General features: G+C 64.4%; 18 protein-coding genes and 1 pseudogene (1 of these 19 running past the window's edge). 7 read left to right on the forward strand and 12 right to left on the reverse strand.

Annotated features, from left to right (window positions below; genetic code table 11):
• Position 1: 1 nt before the first annotated feature.
• The 7 genes from soxB to ACTTAG_RS03605 all read right to left on the reverse strand — a co-directional run bounded on the left by soxB (position 2) and on the right by ACTTAG_RS03605 (position 5,388).
• Positions 2 to 1,693 carry a thiosulfohydrolase SoxB gene (gene soxB, locus ACTTAG_RS03575; RefSeq protein ID WP_444464210.1) on the reverse strand — a complete coding sequence of 564 codons (1,692 nt, stop codon included), beginning with the start codon at positions 1,691 to 1,693 and terminating at the stop codon, positions 2 to 4.
• A gap of 104 nt (positions 1,694 to 1,797) precedes the next feature.
• Positions 1,798 to 2,661 carry a sulfur oxidation c-type cytochrome SoxA gene (soxA, locus tag ACTTAG_RS03580; protein ID WP_444464211.1) on the reverse strand — a complete coding sequence of 288 codons (864 nt, stop codon included), beginning with the start codon at positions 2,659 to 2,661 and terminating at the stop codon, positions 1,798 to 1,800.
• Positions 2,662 to 2,688: 27 nt separating this feature from the next.
• Positions 2,689 to 3,018 carry a thiosulfate oxidation carrier complex protein SoxZ gene (soxZ, locus tag ACTTAG_RS03585; protein ID WP_444464212.1) on the reverse strand — a complete coding sequence of 110 codons (330 nt, stop codon included), beginning with the start codon at positions 3,016 to 3,018 and terminating at the stop codon, positions 2,689 to 2,691.
• 17 nt (positions 3,019 to 3,035) lie between these two features.
• Positions 3,036 to 3,452, reverse strand: a complete 417-nt coding sequence (gene soxY / locus ACTTAG_RS03590) for a thiosulfate oxidation carrier protein SoxY (RefSeq protein WP_444464213.1) — start codon at positions 3,450 to 3,452, stop codon at positions 3,036 to 3,038.
• Positions 3,453 to 3,476: 24 nt separating this feature from the next.
• On the reverse strand, positions 3,477 to 3,950 hold the full coding sequence (soxX, locus tag ACTTAG_RS03595; protein WP_444464214.1) for a sulfur oxidation c-type cytochrome SoxX: 474 nt from the start codon (positions 3,948 to 3,950) through the stop codon (positions 3,477 to 3,479).
• Between the two features lie 128 nt (positions 3,951 to 4,078).
• A complete protein-coding gene (locus ACTTAG_RS03600) occupies positions 4,079 to 4,639 on the reverse strand; it encodes a SoxW family protein (protein WP_444464215.1) in 561 nt (186 codons plus the stop codon).
• A gap of 11 nt (positions 4,640 to 4,650) precedes the next feature.
• Positions 4,651 to 5,388: a cytochrome c biogenesis CcdA family protein gene (locus ACTTAG_RS03605; protein ID WP_444464216.1), complete on the reverse strand. Its 738-nt coding sequence runs from the start codon at positions 5,386 to 5,388 to the stop codon at positions 4,651 to 4,653.
• Between the two features lie 94 nt (positions 5,389 to 5,482).
• Between ACTTAG_RS03605 and ACTTAG_RS03610 the strand changes: the two genes are divergently transcribed.
• From ACTTAG_RS03610 to ACTTAG_RS03620, 3 genes are all read left to right on the forward strand, one after another.
• A complete protein-coding gene (locus ACTTAG_RS03610; protein ID WP_444464217.1) occupies positions 5,483 to 5,839 on the forward strand; it encodes a thioredoxin family protein in 357 nt (118 codons plus the stop codon).
• Positions 5,840 to 5,950: 111 nt separating this feature from the next.
• Entirely contained in the window at positions 5,951 to 6,283 is a 333-nt protein-coding gene (locus tag ACTTAG_RS03615) for an ArsR/SmtB family transcription factor (RefSeq protein WP_444465188.1), read from the forward strand.
• A gap of 48 nt (positions 6,284 to 6,331) precedes the next feature.
• The gene (locus tag ACTTAG_RS03620) at positions 6,332 to 7,375 is read left to right on the forward strand and encodes a YeeE/YedE family protein (protein WP_444464218.1); all 1,044 of its coding nucleotides are present in this window, start codon (positions 6,332 to 6,334) and stop codon (positions 7,373 to 7,375) included.
• Positions 7,376 to 7,453: 78 nt separating this feature from the next.
• Here the strand turns inward: ACTTAG_RS03620 and cydX are convergent, their stop codons facing one another.
• Genes cydX through ACTTAG_RS03635 form a run of 3 tightly spaced genes read right to left on the reverse strand, consistent with a single transcriptional unit; the run spans position 7,454 to position 10,386 of the window.
• Entirely contained in the window at positions 7,454 to 7,594 is a 141-nt protein-coding gene (cydX, locus tag ACTTAG_RS03625; protein WP_444464219.1) for a cytochrome bd-I oxidase subunit CydX, read from the reverse strand.
• A 12-nt stretch (positions 7,595 to 7,606) separates the two neighbouring features.
• Positions 7,607 to 8,770, reverse strand: a complete 1,164-nt coding sequence (gene cydB / locus ACTTAG_RS03630) for a cytochrome d ubiquinol oxidase subunit II (protein WP_444464220.1) — start codon at positions 8,768 to 8,770, stop codon at positions 7,607 to 7,609.
• Between the two features lie 5 nt (positions 8,771 to 8,775).
• Positions 8,776 to 10,386, reverse strand: a complete 1,611-nt coding sequence (locus tag ACTTAG_RS03635; protein ID WP_444464221.1) for a cytochrome ubiquinol oxidase subunit I — start codon at positions 10,384 to 10,386, stop codon at positions 8,776 to 8,778.
• Between the two features lie 384 nt (positions 10,387 to 10,770).
• Between ACTTAG_RS03635 and ACTTAG_RS03640 the strand changes: the two genes are divergently transcribed.
• From ACTTAG_RS03640 to ACTTAG_RS03650, 3 genes are all read left to right on the forward strand, one after another.
• Positions 10,771 to 11,247: an RrF2 family transcriptional regulator gene (locus ACTTAG_RS03640; protein ID WP_444464222.1), complete on the forward strand. Its 477-nt coding sequence runs from the start codon at positions 10,771 to 10,773 to the stop codon at positions 11,245 to 11,247.
• Between the two features lie 182 nt (positions 11,248 to 11,429).
• The gene (locus tag ACTTAG_RS03645; protein ID WP_444464223.1) at positions 11,430 to 13,136 is read left to right on the forward strand and encodes a tetrathionate reductase family octaheme c-type cytochrome; all 1,707 of its coding nucleotides are present in this window, start codon (positions 11,430 to 11,432) and stop codon (positions 13,134 to 13,136) included.
• A complete protein-coding gene (locus tag ACTTAG_RS03650; protein ID WP_444464224.1) occupies positions 13,129 to 13,788 on the forward strand; it encodes a cytochrome b/b6 domain-containing protein in 660 nt (219 codons plus the stop codon). The genes ACTTAG_RS03645 and ACTTAG_RS03650 overlap by 8 nt, the downstream gene beginning before the upstream one ends.
• Positions 13,789 to 14,172: 384 nt before the next feature.
• On the opposite strand, the pseudogene ACTTAG_RS03655 reads toward ACTTAG_RS03650, so the two are convergent.
• A pseudogene (locus ACTTAG_RS03655) lies at positions 14,173 to 14,259 on the reverse strand (GTP-binding protein); the annotation flags it as partial.
• An 88-nt stretch (positions 14,260 to 14,347) separates the two neighbouring features.
• On the opposite strand from ACTTAG_RS03655, the gene ACTTAG_RS03660 reads away from it, so the two are divergent.
• The gene (locus ACTTAG_RS03660; protein ID WP_444464225.1) at positions 14,348 to 14,560 is read left to right on the forward strand and encodes an AbrB/MazE/SpoVT family DNA-binding domain-containing protein; all 213 of its coding nucleotides are present in this window, start codon (positions 14,348 to 14,350) and stop codon (positions 14,558 to 14,560) included.
• Between the two features lie 412 nt (positions 14,561 to 14,972).
• Here ACTTAG_RS03660 and ACTTAG_RS03665 read toward each other — a convergent pair whose 3' ends face one another.
• Positions 14,973 to 15,414 carry the end of a Fic family protein gene (locus ACTTAG_RS03665; RefSeq protein WP_444464226.1) on the reverse strand. The gene runs 548 nt beyond the window's last position, so 442 of the gene's 990 nt are visible here — the last part of the coding sequence; its start codon lies off the right edge, out of view — the gene reads right to left on this strand; it ends in the stop codon at positions 14,973 to 14,975.

The following is a 15,414-nucleotide window of genomic DNA, read 5'->3' on the forward strand; positions in this document are numbered from 1 at the left end:
ATCAGAGGCCCCTCACCTGAACCGAGGTTTCGGGGGCAAGGGTGACGGTGCCGAGCTTGCGGATATGGGACTCCAGCACGTCCCAGATCTGCGGCCCCTCGGTGCCTTCGTTGACGCTAGCCCAGCCGGCGACGGTGTAGGATGTCGCCGCCTCGAGCGCGGCGCCGGTATCGGTCAGCACCATCTGCGAGATCCGCTGGCCCATCGGCTTGCTGACATCGCAGGCAAAGCCGATGCCGCCCACCCGCACCATGTCGCCGCCCTGCTGGTAATAGGGGTCGGTGTTGAAGATGTTGTCGGCCACGTCCTCAAGGATGGCGTGCAGGGTTTCCCCCGTCATTTCCGTGCGGTAAACCTGCCCGTAGGTCATCGAGGTGACAGCGTGGATGTCTTCGCGGGTGATCGGATCGCCCGGCAGGAGCGAGGGCCCCCAGCGCACCCCGGGCGAAAGCGCAATCTGCGCATCGCGTTCGGATCGCACCGCGTCGCAGATCAGATCGTCCCAGCTGCCCTGAAAATTGCCGCGCCGGTAAAGCAGGCTTTCGGTGGTGCCGATCACCTCCTCCAGCTCCGCCTTGAAGGGCGCGCGTTCGGCCGCGATCAGTGCGGCCATTTCGGGATCGGGGGTGATGACATCGGCAAAGATCGGAATGAGCTTGTGGCGGAAGCCGGTCATCTTGCCGCCCTGCACCTGCAGATCGACGCGCGAGACGAATTTGCCGTTCGAGCCGGAGGCGATCAGGATGGTTTCCCCGATCACCACCGGTTCGGGCACGGCATCATGGGTGTGGCCCGACAGGATCACGTCGATGCCCTTGACCCGCCCGGCCATCTTGCGATCGACGTCGAAACCGTTGTGGGACAGGCAGACCACCAGCCCCGCCCCCTTGGCGCGGACCTCCTCGACCAGCGCCTGCATCCGGTCCTCGCGGATGCCGAAACTGTATTCGGGAAACATCCATTTCGGGTTCGCAATCGGCATGTAGGGGAAGGCCTGACCGATCACCGCCACCTGCACGCCGCCGCGCTCGAAGATCGTGTAGGGCTCGAAGGCCGGTTCGTCCCATTCCGCGTCGAAGATATTTGCGCCCAGAAAGGGAAAGGGCAGGGCTTCGACGATCTCCTTCACCCGCTCCGTGCCATAGGTCCATTCCCAATGCGAGGTCATCGCCTGAACGCCGAGCAGGTTCATCGCGTTGACCATGTCCTGCCCCTTGGTGCGCAGGCTGGTCATCGAGCCGTGCCAGGTGTCGCCGCCATCGAGCAAGATCGCCTCGGGCCGGGCGGCGCGGATCGCCTTGACCACCGTCGCCACCCGGTCCAGCCCGCCCATCCTGCCGTAAGCCCGGCCGAGCGCCGCGAAATCCTCGTGTGTCAGCGCATAGGCCTCTGGGCTTTGCGGCGCGAGGCCGAACATGTCCTGGAAGGCGCGGCCGACCACATGCGGCACCTGTCCCTTGGCCGGGCCGACGCCGATGTTCCAGTCCGGTTCGCGAAACCACACCGGGCGCAGTTGCGCATGCAGATCGGTGATATGGATCAGCGTGACCGTGCCGAAATCGTCGAACTGCAACAGCTGGTCTTGCGTCAGCGCCTGCTGCGCCGCCAGCCGCGACCATTGGCCAAAGCCCGACGCCCCGATCAGCGCCGAGGCGGCGAGCGTCGCTTGCAGGAATTCGCGTCGGGAAATCATCCCCTTCTCCTTGCCTTGCGGACAGCCGGGGGCCGTCGCGCAAACGCGTCGGACCGCTGCCCTGTCGTGAAAGGACGCGGCCACCGGGGCGGCCGCGCAAAGGATCAGTGCCGAACCGAGACCCCCTCGACCGAGAGCCCGTTGCCGCGCGAGGCGACGTAAAGTTCCAGCGCCTTGAATTCGTCGCTGTCGGGCTTGAAGGTCTCGGCGCGGGTGTCGCGGACGCAGCCGACAAAGCGCTGTTGCGCGCTCAGCACGGCGGCATCCTTCAGCCGGTAGGTCGGAAAGCCGTTGATCTGGCCTTGGCTCAGGTGGTCGGCGCGGATCATGTGGCCCTGATACTGCTCATGGCACGAGGCGCAGGCCATTTCGAGCTGCCCGAACTTGGTGTAGTAGATTTCCTTGCCCCTTTGCCAGAAGGGTTCGGCCGCGCCGTCGATGGCGACATTCACGGCCATGCCGCGCGACTGCATGGAAATCAGCGCCAGCAGATCCTTCATCTCGTCGCCGGTCCATTTCCACGGCTCCAGCCCCATCCGCTCGGTCACGCAGGCGTCGATGTAGTTTTCCACCGTCATCAGCTTGCCGGTTTTCGCATCGACCCGCGGCGTCACCGCGCGCAGCCCCGCCATGGTTTCCGGTCCCTGATGGCAGCCTGCGCAGCTTTCGCCCTTGGTGCCCAACGCGGCATTCCAGCGATCCAGACCGCGATCGACAAAGACCATGGCCGGGTTGTCGAAATCGTCGCGTTGCAGATCGCGGGTTTCCGCCTCGCGGTAAAGCCAGCCGGAATAGACCGTCTCCATCACCCCTTTCAGGTGATCGGGGCCGGGGGCTTTGGTGACAAGGGTGATCGGGCCCTCGTCGGTGTCGATGCTCAGCGTGTCCTCGACCGGATCGGCCCCGGCTGCCCCCGCAAGGGACAGCCCAAGCGCCAGGGCGGCGCAGAATTTGGCTGTGTGGTGCATGGCTGTTCCTCCCCTTGCCATGCCCGCTCAGGCCAGGTCGATGGATTTGGTGTCGGTGTAGACCGCACCGTCATCATCGAACCAGGTGAACTTGAATTCCCCCGCCGCATCGACCCGCGCGTCGAATTCGAAATAGGGGTTGGTGGAGACCGCCGGGTCGATCGTCACGTCGATCACATTCGCCCCGTTCAGATCGCAGCTGAAGCGGTTGATGATCGAGCGCGGGATCAGCTTGCCTTCGGCATCCTTGCGCTGGCCCGATTCCATCTTGTGGCTGATCAGCGCCTTGATCGTCACCACCTCGCCCGCCGCCGCCGATTTCGGCACTTTCACGCGCGGTTTTGCATCTTCTGCCATGGTGTTCCCTCCCTCTCTCAGCCGCCGCAGCCGCCGATGGTGACCTTGACGGTGGCCTGCGCGCGGCGGATCGAGCCATCGGCCATCTTCGCCAGCGCGATCACCTCTTGCGTCTTGGCCAGACGGATCCGGGTGGCGGCGCGCTGGCTGCCCGCGGCGGGGCCAAAGGCAAAGGTCGCCACCGCCGGTTCCGGGTTGCCCGAGGCGAGGATCATCACCGCCACCGCGCCGGGCGCGCTCACCTCGACCGGAACGGTGTTGCCGTTCTCGGCAATCTCGGGGGCCGTCAGCGTGATGCCCTCGGCCCCCGGTTCGGCCCCGCCGGTGAAGCCCGTGGTCAGCTCCTCGAGCGTTGCGGCAAAGCCCGCCCCCGGCAGCGTCCCGGCAAGGCCGCCCAGCCCCAGCCAAAGCGCGTTGCGTCGTGTGAATTTCATCTCTTTCTCCCTCGCCTTTGGCCGTTATTGTTTCAGCGTGACCAGATAGGACAGCACGTCCTCGATCTGCTGCGCGGTCAGGATCGGCGGCAGGTCGCCCTTGGGCGCCTTGCCGGTGTAGCCGTCGCCCGGACGGTTGAAGCCGCCGGTCTTGTAAAACGCCGGCATGAAGCTGCCCTCGAAGGTCATCTTCGCATTGGCGATGATGCCGCGCAGTTTCGCCTCGGAATAGCGGTTGGCCACGCCATCGAGCGCGGGGCCGATATTGCCGGGAAACTGCACCTTGGGCAGCGCGGCGACGGTGTGGCAGGCGACGCAGTTTCCAAGCGCATTGGTGGTCATCACCTTCACGCCCTCCTCGGGATTGCCCGCCACACCGGTCAGCGATGTGGCGATCGCCCCCTCGGTGAAAGACAGATCCGCTGGCAGGACTTCGCTGATGGCGGGCGTCGCGGCGCACAGCGCCACCACGGCCGCCAGCCAAGGCTGACGGGTCATTCTCTCCTCCCTGATTTCTCCCTGAACGAAAGGTTAAGCGGGGCGCTGCACTTCTGGCAAGAAAAATATATGCTTTAGCGAATATACATATATGTCATTGTTAGGACGGGATTTTTCCGCGCTTCCGGTCAGTTTTCGGCGGTCATCCGGCTGGCCACGAACTTCTGGAAGTTCTCGCCGCTCTCGTATCCGTGATCGCGCACCCAGATCAGCAACGCCTCGGTCGTGCCCTTGCCAAAGGCCCCGGGCATCATCGCCACGGCGGCCTGCGGCGTGGTCTTGCCCTCGGGCACGGTCTCGGGCAGAAAGATCAGCGTCGGCGTGAACATCACCCCCCAGCGCATCGCCATGTCCTTTTCGCGGACCACGGTGCCGTCGAAATCGGTCACCTCGACATCGCCGAAAAGGTTCATCTGCACGACGAAATAATGATCGCGGATCAGCGTTTCGATCGCCGGATCGGTGAACACCTCCTCGTGCATCTTCGTGCAATAGATGCAGCCGCGCTGTTCAAAGGTGATCAGCAGACGCTTGCCCTCGGCATTGGCCTCGGCCAGATCCTCGCGCAGATCCTTGAAGGTTTCGCGCAGCCAGGCGGGTTTGTGCAGCCCGTCATCGCCCAGATCGGTGGCAAGGGCGGGCAGGGCCGTCAGCAGCAGCGCGGCGGCAAGGGACATCAGTCGGGTCATGCGGGTCCTCCCTATCGAAGCATCGAACTCCAGTCGATGGCACGGATCATCCAGTCGGAAATGCGGTTGACGGATTGCGTGGCAATGAGCAGGCCAAAGACGATCAGCATCCCCCCCATCGCCTTTTCGACATGGCCCATCAGCGCGCGGTGCCGCCCCATCCAAGCCAGAAACGGACCGGCAAACAGCGCGGCGACGACAAAGGGCAGCGTCATCGACAGGCCATAGACGAGCAGCAGCGTCCCGCCCCGCCACAGATCGCCCATGCCGGAGGCGACCATCAGAATCGCCGCCAACGCCGGGCCGACGCAGGGCGTCCAGCCAAAGCCGAAGGCCAGCCCCATCAGATAGGCGCCGAGGATCGTCGTGGGTTTCGTGTCGGCCTGCACCCGTGCCTCGCGGTAGAACAGCCCGATCCGCAGGACGCCCAGAAAATGCAACCCGAACAGGATCAGCACGGCCGCCGCCAGCCACGACAGCTTGTCCTTCCACTGCGCGAAAGCCTGTCCCAGCGCGGTGGCGCCAAGGCCCAGAAGCACGAAGATCGTGGTCACGCCCAGCGCAAACAGCATCGCCTGCCCCACCAGCCGCGCCTGTGCCCCCGGGGCGATGGCCCCGCCCGCGCGCAATTCGCGCACCGAAAGCCCGGCCATGTAGGACAGGTAAAACGGCACCATCGGCAGGATGCACGGCGACAGAAACGACAGCAGCCCGGCCAGAGCCGCGCCCCCGAAGGTGATATCCAGCATCGCTCCTCCTCCCCGAAGGCGGTGCCTCGACGACCCCTTGTCGAGATGACAACAATTCATTAGCATATTTCTATGTCCCTATGAGGCTGTCAACATGATCCTGCGCGCTGCGGTTGTATCTCTGGCCCTGGCGCTTCCGCTGCCCGTTGCGGCGGGGGCGCTGGAACTCCTCATGGTCGAGCAGCCGGGTTGCCAGTATTGCGCCCGCTGGACCGAGGAGGTGGGGCCGGAATATCCGCTGACCGAGGAAGGCAAGGCCGCGCCGTTGCGCCGGGTGCCCCTGCACGCCGCCCTGCCCGAGGGCATCAAGCTTTCCGCGCCGCCGGTCTTTACCCCCACCTTCGTTCTGCTGCGCGACGGCACCGAAACCGGCCGGATCGAGGGCTATCCGGGCGAGGATTTTTTCTGGCCGCTGCTCTCGGGGCTGATCGCCGCCGCGGACCGGCCCTGAGCCGCACCCAAAGGCGGAAAAGGTCGCTTTTGCGATTGCCCTTGGGCGCGCAACAGATCAAGAAAGGGCAACGCAACCGGGGTCAGGATCGTGAAGGACACCCGCAAGGACATGGCCAGCGATACCCCCCCGCCCGAGGGTCTTGACGCGCTTGTGGCGCAGGCCGAGACGGCGGCGGGGCTGCTCAAGGCGATGGGCCATGACGGGCGGCTGACGATCCTGTGTCACCTGCTCACCGGTCCGCGCAGCGTCACCGAACTGGAAAACCTGCTCTCGATGCGGCAGGCCGTGGTCAGCCAGCAATTGGCGCGGCTGCGGCTGGAGGGTCTGGTCTCGGCCCGGCGCGAGGGGCAGGCGATTTACTATTCCCTGCTTGACCCGAAGGTCGAACAGATGATCCGATTGCTCTGTCGGCTTTACGGCCCTCCCGAAGCGGAGGCCTAGGGTCGGCCGCCCCGGGAAGGGGGCGGTTCAGCGGGAAGGGGCGGGAGGATGGAGAGCGTTTCGGCGGGGATGCTGGCGGCCCTTGTGGGCGGGCTTGGCGGGCTGGTGCTGGGGCTTGCGGCCCGGCTGGGGGATTTCTGCACGCTGGGTGCACTGGAAAGCGCGGCCTGGGGCGGCGATCAGCGGCGGTTGCGGCTGTGGGGGATCGTTCTCGGGGTGGCGATCCTGGCCACGCAGTTTGGCGCGGCTGCGGGGGGCATCGACCTTGGCGCGACGATCTATCATGCGCTGGCCTGGAACCCCTTTGCCTCGGTGATCGGCGGGCTGATGTTCGGCTATGGCATGGCTTTGGCGGGCAATTGCGGCTTTGGCGCGCTGGTGCGCTTTGGCGGCGGCGATCTGCGGGCGATGGTCGTTGTGGTGGTGATGGGGATTTTCGGTTTCATGGCGCTCTCGGGACCGCTTGCGCCCCTGCGGCAATGGCTCTTTCCGCAGCCCGAGGCTTCGGGCCCGCAGGGCATCCTGCACGATCTGGCGGGGCTCGGTCTGCCCGACTGGGCGCTGGTCCTGGGTCTGGGGCTGTCCTGCATCGGCCTTGGGCTGATCCATCCGGCCCTGCGGCAAAGCCCGCGGATGATCGGCTGGGGGGGCGCGGCGGGTCTGGCGGTGGCCTGGTGCTTTTTCGGCACCAGCCTCCTGGCTGACCGGTCCCTGGGCGCGGTGGCCGTCGAGGGGCCCTCCTTCACCGCGCCGATCGGCCGGACACTGCTCTATCTGATGACCTCCACCGCAGGCGGGATCGGCTTTTCGGTCGGTTCGGTGGCGGGGGTGATGGCGGGTGCGGCGATCGGCTCGGGGATCCGGGGCCTGTTTCGCTGGGAGGCCTGCGAAGATCCGCGCGAGTTGGGCCGGTTGGTGGGCGGGGCGGCGCTGATGGGCATCGGCGGGGTGATCGCGATGGGCTGTTCCGTAGGCCAGGGCGTCGCCGGGGTGGCGGCGCTGGCCTGGTCGGGACCGGTGACCTTGGCCGCGATCGTCGCCGGGGCGCTGGTCGGGCTGCACCATCTGATTTCCGGCTTCGATCCGCGCTGAGGGCGCGGGGGCCGGGATGGGGATGTCGAACGGGCAGGGCCACGGGACGGGTGGCCCTGCCCGCTCGACAGGCGGGGATCAGCCCCGCTCGGGACGCGCCGGTGTGGGCCCGTCGCGGTCGATCAGTTTCTCATCTTCCTTCAGTTCCAGCCACATCGCGTTCATCACCGCAAAGATCGCCGCCAGCGGCAGACCCAAAAGCCAGGCAAAATACCACATCGTGTCCGCCTTTCAGTAAACGGAGTGGGAGTTTTCGGTGACATCGGCGGCGGTCACCTTGCCCCAGAGCACCTTGTAGACCCAGGCCGTATAGGCAAGGATCATCGGCATGAAGATCAGCGCGCAGATCAGCATGATGAACAGCGTCAGATGCGACGAGGAGGAGTTCCACACCGTCAGCGACGATTGCGGATCGCTGGACGACGGCATGATGAACGGAAACATCGTCAGCCCGACCGAAGAGATCACGCCAAGGATCGCCAGTTTCGAAAACAGCAGCGTCGAGACCTCGCGCCCGGCCCGCAGGCCAAGAAAGGTCAACATACCGCCCACAATCCCCATTGCCGGGGCAATGGCGATCCACGGCCGGTCGGCATAGGCGCCAAGCCACGAGGCGGTGCGCTCGACCTCGAAATGCAGCGGGTTCGAGGGGCCATCGGTGACGTAATCGCCCGCGATCCGGTAGCCCTCGATGCCATAAGCCATCCAGACCCCCGCCAGCGCATAGGCAGCCACCGCCACCAGCGCCGCCACAGACCCGATGGCACGGGCGCGGGCCTGCACCCCGCCCTCGGCCTTGAGCGTCAGCCAGGCCCCCCCATGCATCACCAGCATCGCAAGCGACACCACCCCCGCAAGGAGCGAGAACGGGTCCAGAAGGCCGATGAACTTGGTGTGCCACGCGCCTTCGTAGATCGGCTGCAGGTCATCGGTGAAGTGGAAGGGCACGCCCTGAATGACATTGCCCACCGCCACGCCAAAGAGCAGCGCAGGCACGGCGCCGCTGGCAAAAAGCGCCCAGTCCCACGCCGTGCGCCAGCGCCGGTCCTCGCGTTTGGAGCGGTATTTGAACGCCACGGGCCGGACGATGAACGCCGCCAGAACGACGAACATCGCCAGGTAAAAGCCCGAGAAGCTGACCGCGTAAAGCGGCGGCCATGCCGCAAAGATCGCCCCGCCGCCGAGGATGAACCACACCTGGTTGCCCTCCCAGACCGGGCCTACCGTGTTGATCGCCACGCGCCGTTCGACATCGGTCTGCCCGACAAAGGGAATAAGCGCCCCCACCCCCATGTCGAACCCGTCGGTCAGCGCAAAGCCGATCAACAACACGCCAAGCAGCCCCCACCAGATCACGCGCAACAGGTCATAGCTCAGAAGGTCATGCAAGATCATGGGGGTCACTCCGCAGGGGTGGTAAGGGCATCGGTGCTGTGCTGTCCACTCAGGCGGGCGGCATGGCTTCGTGCCCAGGCTTCGGTTTCCGCAACATCAAGGAATGGGCCCTTGAGGATGTATTTGCGCATCAGCCCCATCTCGATGATGAACAGCACGGTGTAGAAGGTGATGAACCCCGCCAGCGTCAGGCCGACCTCGGTGATCGAGAGCGCCGAAACCGACATCGCCGTGGGCAGGATCCCGTCCACTGTCCAGGGCTGACGGCCGAATTCCGCCACGAACCAGCCCATTTCGGCGGCAATCCACGGTGTCGGGATCATCACCACCGCAAGGCGCAGCGCCCAATCGGGGTAGCGCATCTGCCGAAACGAGGCCCGCCAGAAGAAATAGGCCATGGTGGCGATGAAGCCGAGCCCAAGCGCCACCATGATGCGGAAGGCCCAGAACAGCGGCCAGACCTGCGGCACGGTATCGTTGGCGGCCGCCACGATCTGCGCCTCGGTCGCGGTGCGCGGGTCTTCGACATATTTGCGCAACAGGAAGGCAAAGCCCAGATCGCCGGAATGCTGCTCGAACTTGGCCATGATCGCCGGATCGGCGGCATCGCGGGCTTCGCGGATATGCATCAGCGCATCATAGGCGATCAGCCCCGAGCGGATGCGATCTTGCGCCTGCGCCACCAGATCGTTGATCCCGGGGATTTCGGTGTTCAACGAGCGGGTGCCGATCAGCCCCATCAGCCACGGAACCTCGATGGCATAATGGGTTTCGCGGGCTTCCTGATCGGGAAAGCCGGTCAGGTTGAAGGCGGCGGGCGGCTCGTGGGTCTCCCACATCGCCTCTATCGCGGCCAGTTTCATCTTTTGGCTGTGGGTGGCGGAATAGCCGCTTTCATCGCCGAGGATCACCACCGAAAAGGCCGAGGCCAGCCCGAAAGCCGCCGCCACGGTGATCGAGCGGCGGGCCAGCTCGGTGTGCCGCCCCTTGAGCAGATACCAAGCCGAAACGCCGATCACGAAGACCGAGGCGGTCACATAGCCCGCGCTGACGGTATGAACGAATTTCGCCTGCGCCACCTCGTTGAAGAGGACGGCGAAGAAATCGGTCATCTCCATCCGCATCGTCTGCGGGTTGAACTCGGCGCCGACCGGGTTCTGCATCCAGCCGTTGGCGATCAGGATCCAGAGCGCCGAGAAGTTCGAGCCGATCGCGACAAGCCATGTCACGATGGCATGGGCGGTCTTGGACATCCGGTCCCAGCCAAAGAACATCAGCCCGACGAAGGTGGCCTCGAGGAAAAACGCCATCAGCCCTTCGATCGCCAGCGGCGCGCCGAAGATGTCGCCCACGTAATGGCTGTAGTAGCTCCAGTTCATGCCGAACTGGAACTCCATAGTGATCCCGGTCGCCACGCCCAGCACGAAGTTGATCCCGAACAGCGTGGCCCAGAACTTCGTCATTTGCCGCCAGACGGGGCGGTTGGTCATGACATAGACCGTCTCCATGATCGCCACGAGGATCGACAGACCCAGCGTCAGCGGCACGAAGAGGAAGTGATACATCGCCGTCATGGCAAATTGCAGCCGTGACAGCTCGACGATGCCGAAGTCCATGCGTTGCTCTCCCGTCGTCGGGCAGAGATCCTGCCCGATACATATTCCGATGTGACAATGTTGCGCAGGCAGGGCGACATCCTGCGTTGACCCAGATCAAGAAGTCACATTTCTGCTGCAAGTTATTTTGCCCGGGATCGGAGCCGGGCCGGATGGCGCCGAAGCCGCGCAAGATTATATAAATACTTGTGTTTTAATGGATTTTGGCAGGGATGAAATGCCGGATATCGCCGCTGGACGGCGCGAAGGCTTCCAAGATCAGCCCGAATAACTTGTTTTTGCTTTGCGAGTTCAGGGCCGGGGCGCGGCCGATTCTGTGATCTGCATCAAATACAGCCGCGCCCAAGGCCCTATGGTGACGCAAGTGCCGCTGACAGGGGTTTCATGCGCCTCACGACAAAAACCAATCTGGCCGGCCGTGTGCTGATGGCCTGCGCCGCCAACGAGGGAAAGACCCTGCGCACGGTCGAGATTGCGCAGGTCGCCAATGCCTCGCTTCACCATGCGTTGCAGGTGGTCAACGGCTTGCAGGCGCATGGCTTTGTGGAAACCCTGCGCGGCCGGGGCGGCGGGGTGCGGCTGGCGCGGCCGCCCGAGCAGATCTCGATGGGGGCGGTGTTCCGGATCTTCGAGGCGAGCCATCCTTTTGCCGAATGTTTCGATCCCGCCGCCAACACCTGCCCGCTCCTTGCCGATTGCCGGTTGCGCAGCTTCATCGCCCGCGCGGTCGAGGCGTTTTATCACGAGCTTGACATGGTGACCTTGCAGGATCTGACGCGCGGAAACTGTGGCCTTGCGGCGCTGCTTGCGGTGCCCGAGGGGCTGGCCACCGGCTGCGCGCAGGCGAAGGATGTCGCGTAAGCGCGTGGTCGGGGCGGGCTGGCTGCGGGTTTCGATGGGGGCGATGCGGGCTCTTATGATGTGACCGCCCCCCGACGACGCTTCACGGCTCCGTGATCAAGTCACAGACAGGCGGAGCGGATTCAGGTATCGGAATATGTCGGAGTTTCGAGGCCGGGAGGAGGCTTCGGGAGGGAAACGCCATGAAAATGACCGTCATGCGGGCCGTTGCCGTCCTTTGGGCAGGGGTATTGGGTATCGGCCCGGCGGGGGCCGAAGTTGCTGCGCCGCCGATGGGGGCGATGTCGCGCCCCGATCCGGCAGGTCTCGCCGCTGGCGCGGCTCATGGGGACGATCCAGTCACGCCGGTCACCGCCGATCACACGAAATTCGCGGTGCTGAAGGGGCCTTTCGCCTCGGGCTCCGAGGTCACGGCGGCCTGTCTTTCGTGCCACACCGAGGCGTCCAATCAGGTGATGCATTCGGTCCATTGGACCTGGAGTTACGACAACACCGCCACCGGGCAGAAACTGGGCAAGGCGCATGAGTTGAATTCGTTTTGTGGCAATGTCGCCTCGAACGAGACGCGCTGCACCTCGTGCCATGCGGGCTACGGCTGGACCGATGTGCGCGCACCCATGCCCGACGATCCGACCAAGGTCGATTGCCTGGTCTGCCACGACACCTCGGGGCAATACGCGAAACAGGACAATCTGGCGGGCAATCCGCCGCTCGATCCGGTCAAGCCCGGGTCAAAGACGATCACCGGGGCGGATGCGACGGCCGTCGATCTGGTGAAGGCGGCGCTCTCGGTGGGGACGCCGCAGCGCGAGAATTGCGGTGGCTGTCATTTCTACGGCGGCGGCGGCGATAACGTCAAACATGGCGATTTGTCCTCGGTGCTGTTCGACCCGCCCCGCGATGTCGATGTGCATATGTCCAAGGACGGCGCCAACATGACCTGTGAGGCCTGCCATGTGTCGCAAAGCCATGTGCTGGCGGGATCGCGCTATGAAACAGATGTGACCGACCCGCATGCCGCCGCGCGCAAACCGGGCGAGGCGCGGGACACGGCCGCCTGTTCCTCCTGCCATGGCGAGAAGCCGCACAAGGGGCCGAACCCGGTTCTGTCGATCAAATTGAACGACCACACCGACCGGCTGGCCTGTCAGACCTGTCACATCCCCGAATTCGCTCGTGGCGGCGTGGCGACGAAGACGTCTTGGGACTGGTCCACGGCCGGGCGGCTGAAGGACGGCAAACCCTATCAGGAAGAAGGGTTCATCCAGTCGAACGGCAAGGCGCTGCACAGCTATCTCTCGACCAAGGGCAGTTTCGAATGGGCCGAGAATGTCGTGCCGCATTACGCTTGGTCGAACGGTGCGATGCGCTACACCCTTCCCGAGGAACAGATCGATCCGGCGCAGGGGGTGGAGATCAACCGCATCGAGGGCACGCCCGGCGCGGCCGATGCCCGGATCGCCCCCTTCAAGCGGATGCAGGGCAAGCAGGCCTATGACACGGTGCGCAATGTTCTGCTTTTCAACCACGTCTATGGCCCGGGGGACGGCTCGGCGCTCTGGTCCTATTTCGACTGGTCGAAATCGCTGACGGCGGCGATGGATTATGTCGGGCTCGACTTCTCGGGCAAATATGACTTCGTCGAGACCCGGATGTATTGGCCGATCGCGCATCAGGTGGCGCCAAAGGAGGCCGCGCTTGATTGTGCCGCCTGCCATTCGGAAAATGGCCGGATGGCGGCTGTGGCGGGGGTTTATCTGCCCGGTGGCGGGCTGCCGATCGGGGCGAAACTGGGCATGGTGATGATGGCCTTGGCGGCTTTCGGGGTGCTGGGTCATGGCGTGCTGCGGCTTTTCGGCCGCAAACCGAAGGGAGGACATCATGGTTGAGCGCTGCGTCAAGGTTTACAGCCGGTTCAACCGGCTCTGGCACTGGTCGCAGGCGGCCTCGATCCTGGCGCTGTTCTTCACCGGGGCGCGGATTTTGGGGCTGCATCAGATCGGCTCGTTCGGGCTGGCGGTGACGGTGCATTCGCTCGTCGCGGTGGCGCTGCTCGTTTTGTGGGTCTTTGCCACCTTCTGGCTGTTCACCACCCATGGCTGGCGGCAGTTCATCCCCCGGCTGACCGGGTTGTTCCGGGTCGCGCGCTACTATGCCTCGGGCGTGTTCAAGGGCGAGGAACACCCCTATGCGAAAACCCTGGAGCGGCGGCACAACCCCTTGCAGGCGCTTGCCTATTTCGCGCTCAAGATGGCGCTTTTCCCGGCCATCTGGGTCACCGGGCTGATCTATCTGGGCTATGAGCTATGGGGCGGTTCCGATCAGGCGGGGCTGTGGCTGACCGTGGTGGCGAACCTGCATGTGCTGGCGGCCTTCGCCATCGGCTCCTTCGTGCTGGCGCATCTTTACCTGCTGACGCTCGGCCACGGGTTTGGACGCCATGTGCAGCCGATGCTGAACGGCTATGACCAGATCGACCTGACCCCCGAGGAAGAGGCCTATCTGGGGCAAAAGGGCCTGCTGCGCCCGGCCTGCGACTGACAGTGTCTTGCGCGGGCTCGGCGTGGGACGGAACCGGGACCAGCGGACACAACCCGCTCAGCGGTCCAGAGGCGGTCGTGGCGGACGTGACGCCAAGCCGCCCCTCTTGTGTATTTTTTCATGCAGGCAGGGATGCCGCAGTGTTTGTTGCGAACGGGACGCCCAAGGGTGGGCACGGGGTCTGAAGACGTCGGTGAACAAGCCCGGATGCGCGGGCGGGAGACCGCATGACCGATTGTGCGCCGGAGATATGGCCGAAAATGGGTGATGGGGCCTGAGAAGGCGGCGTATCGTGGCGGGTGTCCAGGCCTGACAGAACTTCCAAAAGGAACGACGCGCCATGGAAGACGATACCACGATCACCGCGCTGCTCCAACCTGGCTCTCTGCTCCATCCACCGTCCTCACGGATCAGGTCGGCGTCGATGTTCACCTCGGACATGTCGTTGACGATCACCGCGACGCGGCATCCACCCCACCTTCTCTGCCATCGTGAGGCTACTTGAATTTCGGGTGGGGCTGTCTTACGTTTTCGCCATCGATCAGCTTGAGGTATGATCATGTCCGAGACCGCGATCCTTTCCTCGAAGTTCCAGATCTCGATCCCAAAGGCGATCCGGGCGGCGCAGAACTGGGATGCCGGGCTCACCTTCGCCTTCATCCCCAAGGGCACGGGGGTGCTGCTGGTGCCGGTGCCCAAGCGTGACAGCCTCAAGGGGCTTGCGCGCGGGGCCTCGGCCACGGAGTTTCGTGATCGCGTGGATCGGGTGTGATGGTTCTGGTCGATACCTCCGCTTGGATCGAATAGCTGATCACCTCGGTCAGCGCATCGGGAGTGAAGCCCGATGGATCGGGCAGTCGGGTGAGGGTATGCTGGCGACAACGACCTCTACTGCGGCGATCGCAAGCCGGGGCCGGTTCTTGCTGCTCGTCATTCGAGGAACCGCCCATCATATCCCAAGTATACGCCATCCGACAGATAGACCGGCTCTCCGTTCACACGAGGCAAGTGGGTGTCGGCAACCGACGACGGTTGCTCGCCCCCGCAACCAAAAAATCCAAAAATATCAGATACTTCAAGGCCGAGCATAACGCTCAGCTTTGGTCGTTCCAAATTCTTGTCAACACCTGGTCAACGTTTTACGAGCCCCCCATCGCGGGTGCGGATAATCCTCGCCAATAGCTTCACAGCACCAGCTCATAATGCGTGCTGCGGCCGCCGCCTTCGCCCTTCCGCAGTAGCCCGAGGTCCAGCAGGGCCGCGATGTCACGGTTTGCCGTATCCTGCGAGCATTTGGCGATCACCGCCAACTTCGACGAAGTCATCTTGCCTTCGAACCCGTCGAGAAGGCGGTTCAGTACCTTTATCTGGCGTTCGTTCAGCGCGAGCGCCGTAGCACGCTCCCAGAACTGTCCCTTCGCGACCGTCGCCGCCAGAACGCCATCTGCGCCGTGGATGGCTCGGCCGAGGCAGTCGAGGAACCACAGGATCCACGACGTCACGTCCGTGCCACCCTTCTGGGTGTGCTCAAGCTGGTCGTAGTAGGCGTTCCGCTCGGTCCTGATCTGCGCGGACATGCTGTAGAAACGCTGCGAGCTCCCCTCCGACCGGGCAAGCGCCAGGTCA

The sequence above is a fragment of the Rhodobacter capsulatus genome, from assembly GCF_052363185.1.
In the GTDB taxonomy this organism is placed as follows: Bacteria; Pseudomonadota; Alphaproteobacteria; order Rhodobacterales; family Rhodobacteraceae; genus Rhodobacter; species Rhodobacter capsulatus_E.

Excerpts from the sequence above, each read along its gene's own strand:
- soxB (WP_444464210.1), bottom strand. The coding sequence starts at position 1,693 with ATGATTTCCCGACGCGAATTCCTGCAAGCGACGCTCGCCGCCTCGGCG.
- soxA (WP_444464211.1), bottom strand. The coding sequence starts at position 2,661 with ATGCACCACACAGCCAAATTCTGCGCCGCCCTGGCGCTTGGGCTGTCC.
- soxZ (WP_444464212.1), bottom strand. The coding sequence starts at position 3,018 with ATGGCAGAAGATGCAAAACCGCGCGTGAAAGTGCCGAAATCGGCGGCG.
- soxY (WP_444464213.1), bottom strand. The coding sequence starts at position 3,452 with ATGAAATTCACACGACGCAACGCGCTTTGGCTGGGGCTGGGCGGCCTT.
- soxX (WP_444464214.1), bottom strand. The coding sequence starts at position 3,950 with ATGACCCGTCAGCCTTGGCTGGCGGCCGTGGTGGCGCTGTGCGCCGCG.
- ACTTAG_RS03600 (WP_444464215.1), bottom strand. The coding sequence starts at position 4,639 with ATGACCCGACTGATGTCCCTTGCCGCCGCGCTGCTGCTGACGGCCCTG.
- ACTTAG_RS03605 (WP_444464216.1), bottom strand. The coding sequence starts at position 5,388 with ATGCTGGATATCACCTTCGGGGGCGCGGCTCTGGCCGGGCTGCTGTCG.
- ACTTAG_RS03610 (WP_444464217.1), top strand. The coding sequence starts at position 5,483 with ATGATCCTGCGCGCTGCGGTTGTATCTCTGGCCCTGGCGCTTCCGCTG.
- ACTTAG_RS03615 (WP_444465188.1), top strand. The coding sequence starts at position 5,951 with ATGGCCAGCGATACCCCCCCGCCCGAGGGTCTTGACGCGCTTGTGGCG.
- ACTTAG_RS03620 (WP_444464218.1), top strand. The coding sequence starts at position 6,332 with ATGGAGAGCGTTTCGGCGGGGATGCTGGCGGCCCTTGTGGGCGGGCTT.
- cydX (WP_444464219.1), bottom strand. The coding sequence starts at position 7,594 with ATGTGGTATTTTGCCTGGCTTTTGGGTCTGCCGCTGGCGGCGATCTTT.
- cydB (WP_444464220.1), bottom strand. The coding sequence starts at position 8,770 with ATGATCTTGCATGACCTTCTGAGCTATGACCTGTTGCGCGTGATCTGG.
- ACTTAG_RS03635 (WP_444464221.1), bottom strand. The coding sequence starts at position 10,386 with ATGGACTTCGGCATCGTCGAGCTGTCACGGCTGCAATTTGCCATGACG.
- ACTTAG_RS03640 (WP_444464222.1), top strand. The coding sequence starts at position 10,771 with ATGCGCCTCACGACAAAAACCAATCTGGCCGGCCGTGTGCTGATGGCC.
- ACTTAG_RS03645 (WP_444464223.1), top strand. The coding sequence starts at position 11,430 with ATGAAAATGACCGTCATGCGGGCCGTTGCCGTCCTTTGGGCAGGGGTA.
- ACTTAG_RS03650 (WP_444464224.1), top strand. The coding sequence starts at position 13,129 with ATGGTTGAGCGCTGCGTCAAGGTTTACAGCCGGTTCAACCGGCTCTGG.
- ACTTAG_RS03660 (WP_444464225.1), top strand. The coding sequence starts at position 14,348 with ATGTCCGAGACCGCGATCCTTTCCTCGAAGTTCCAGATCTCGATCCCA.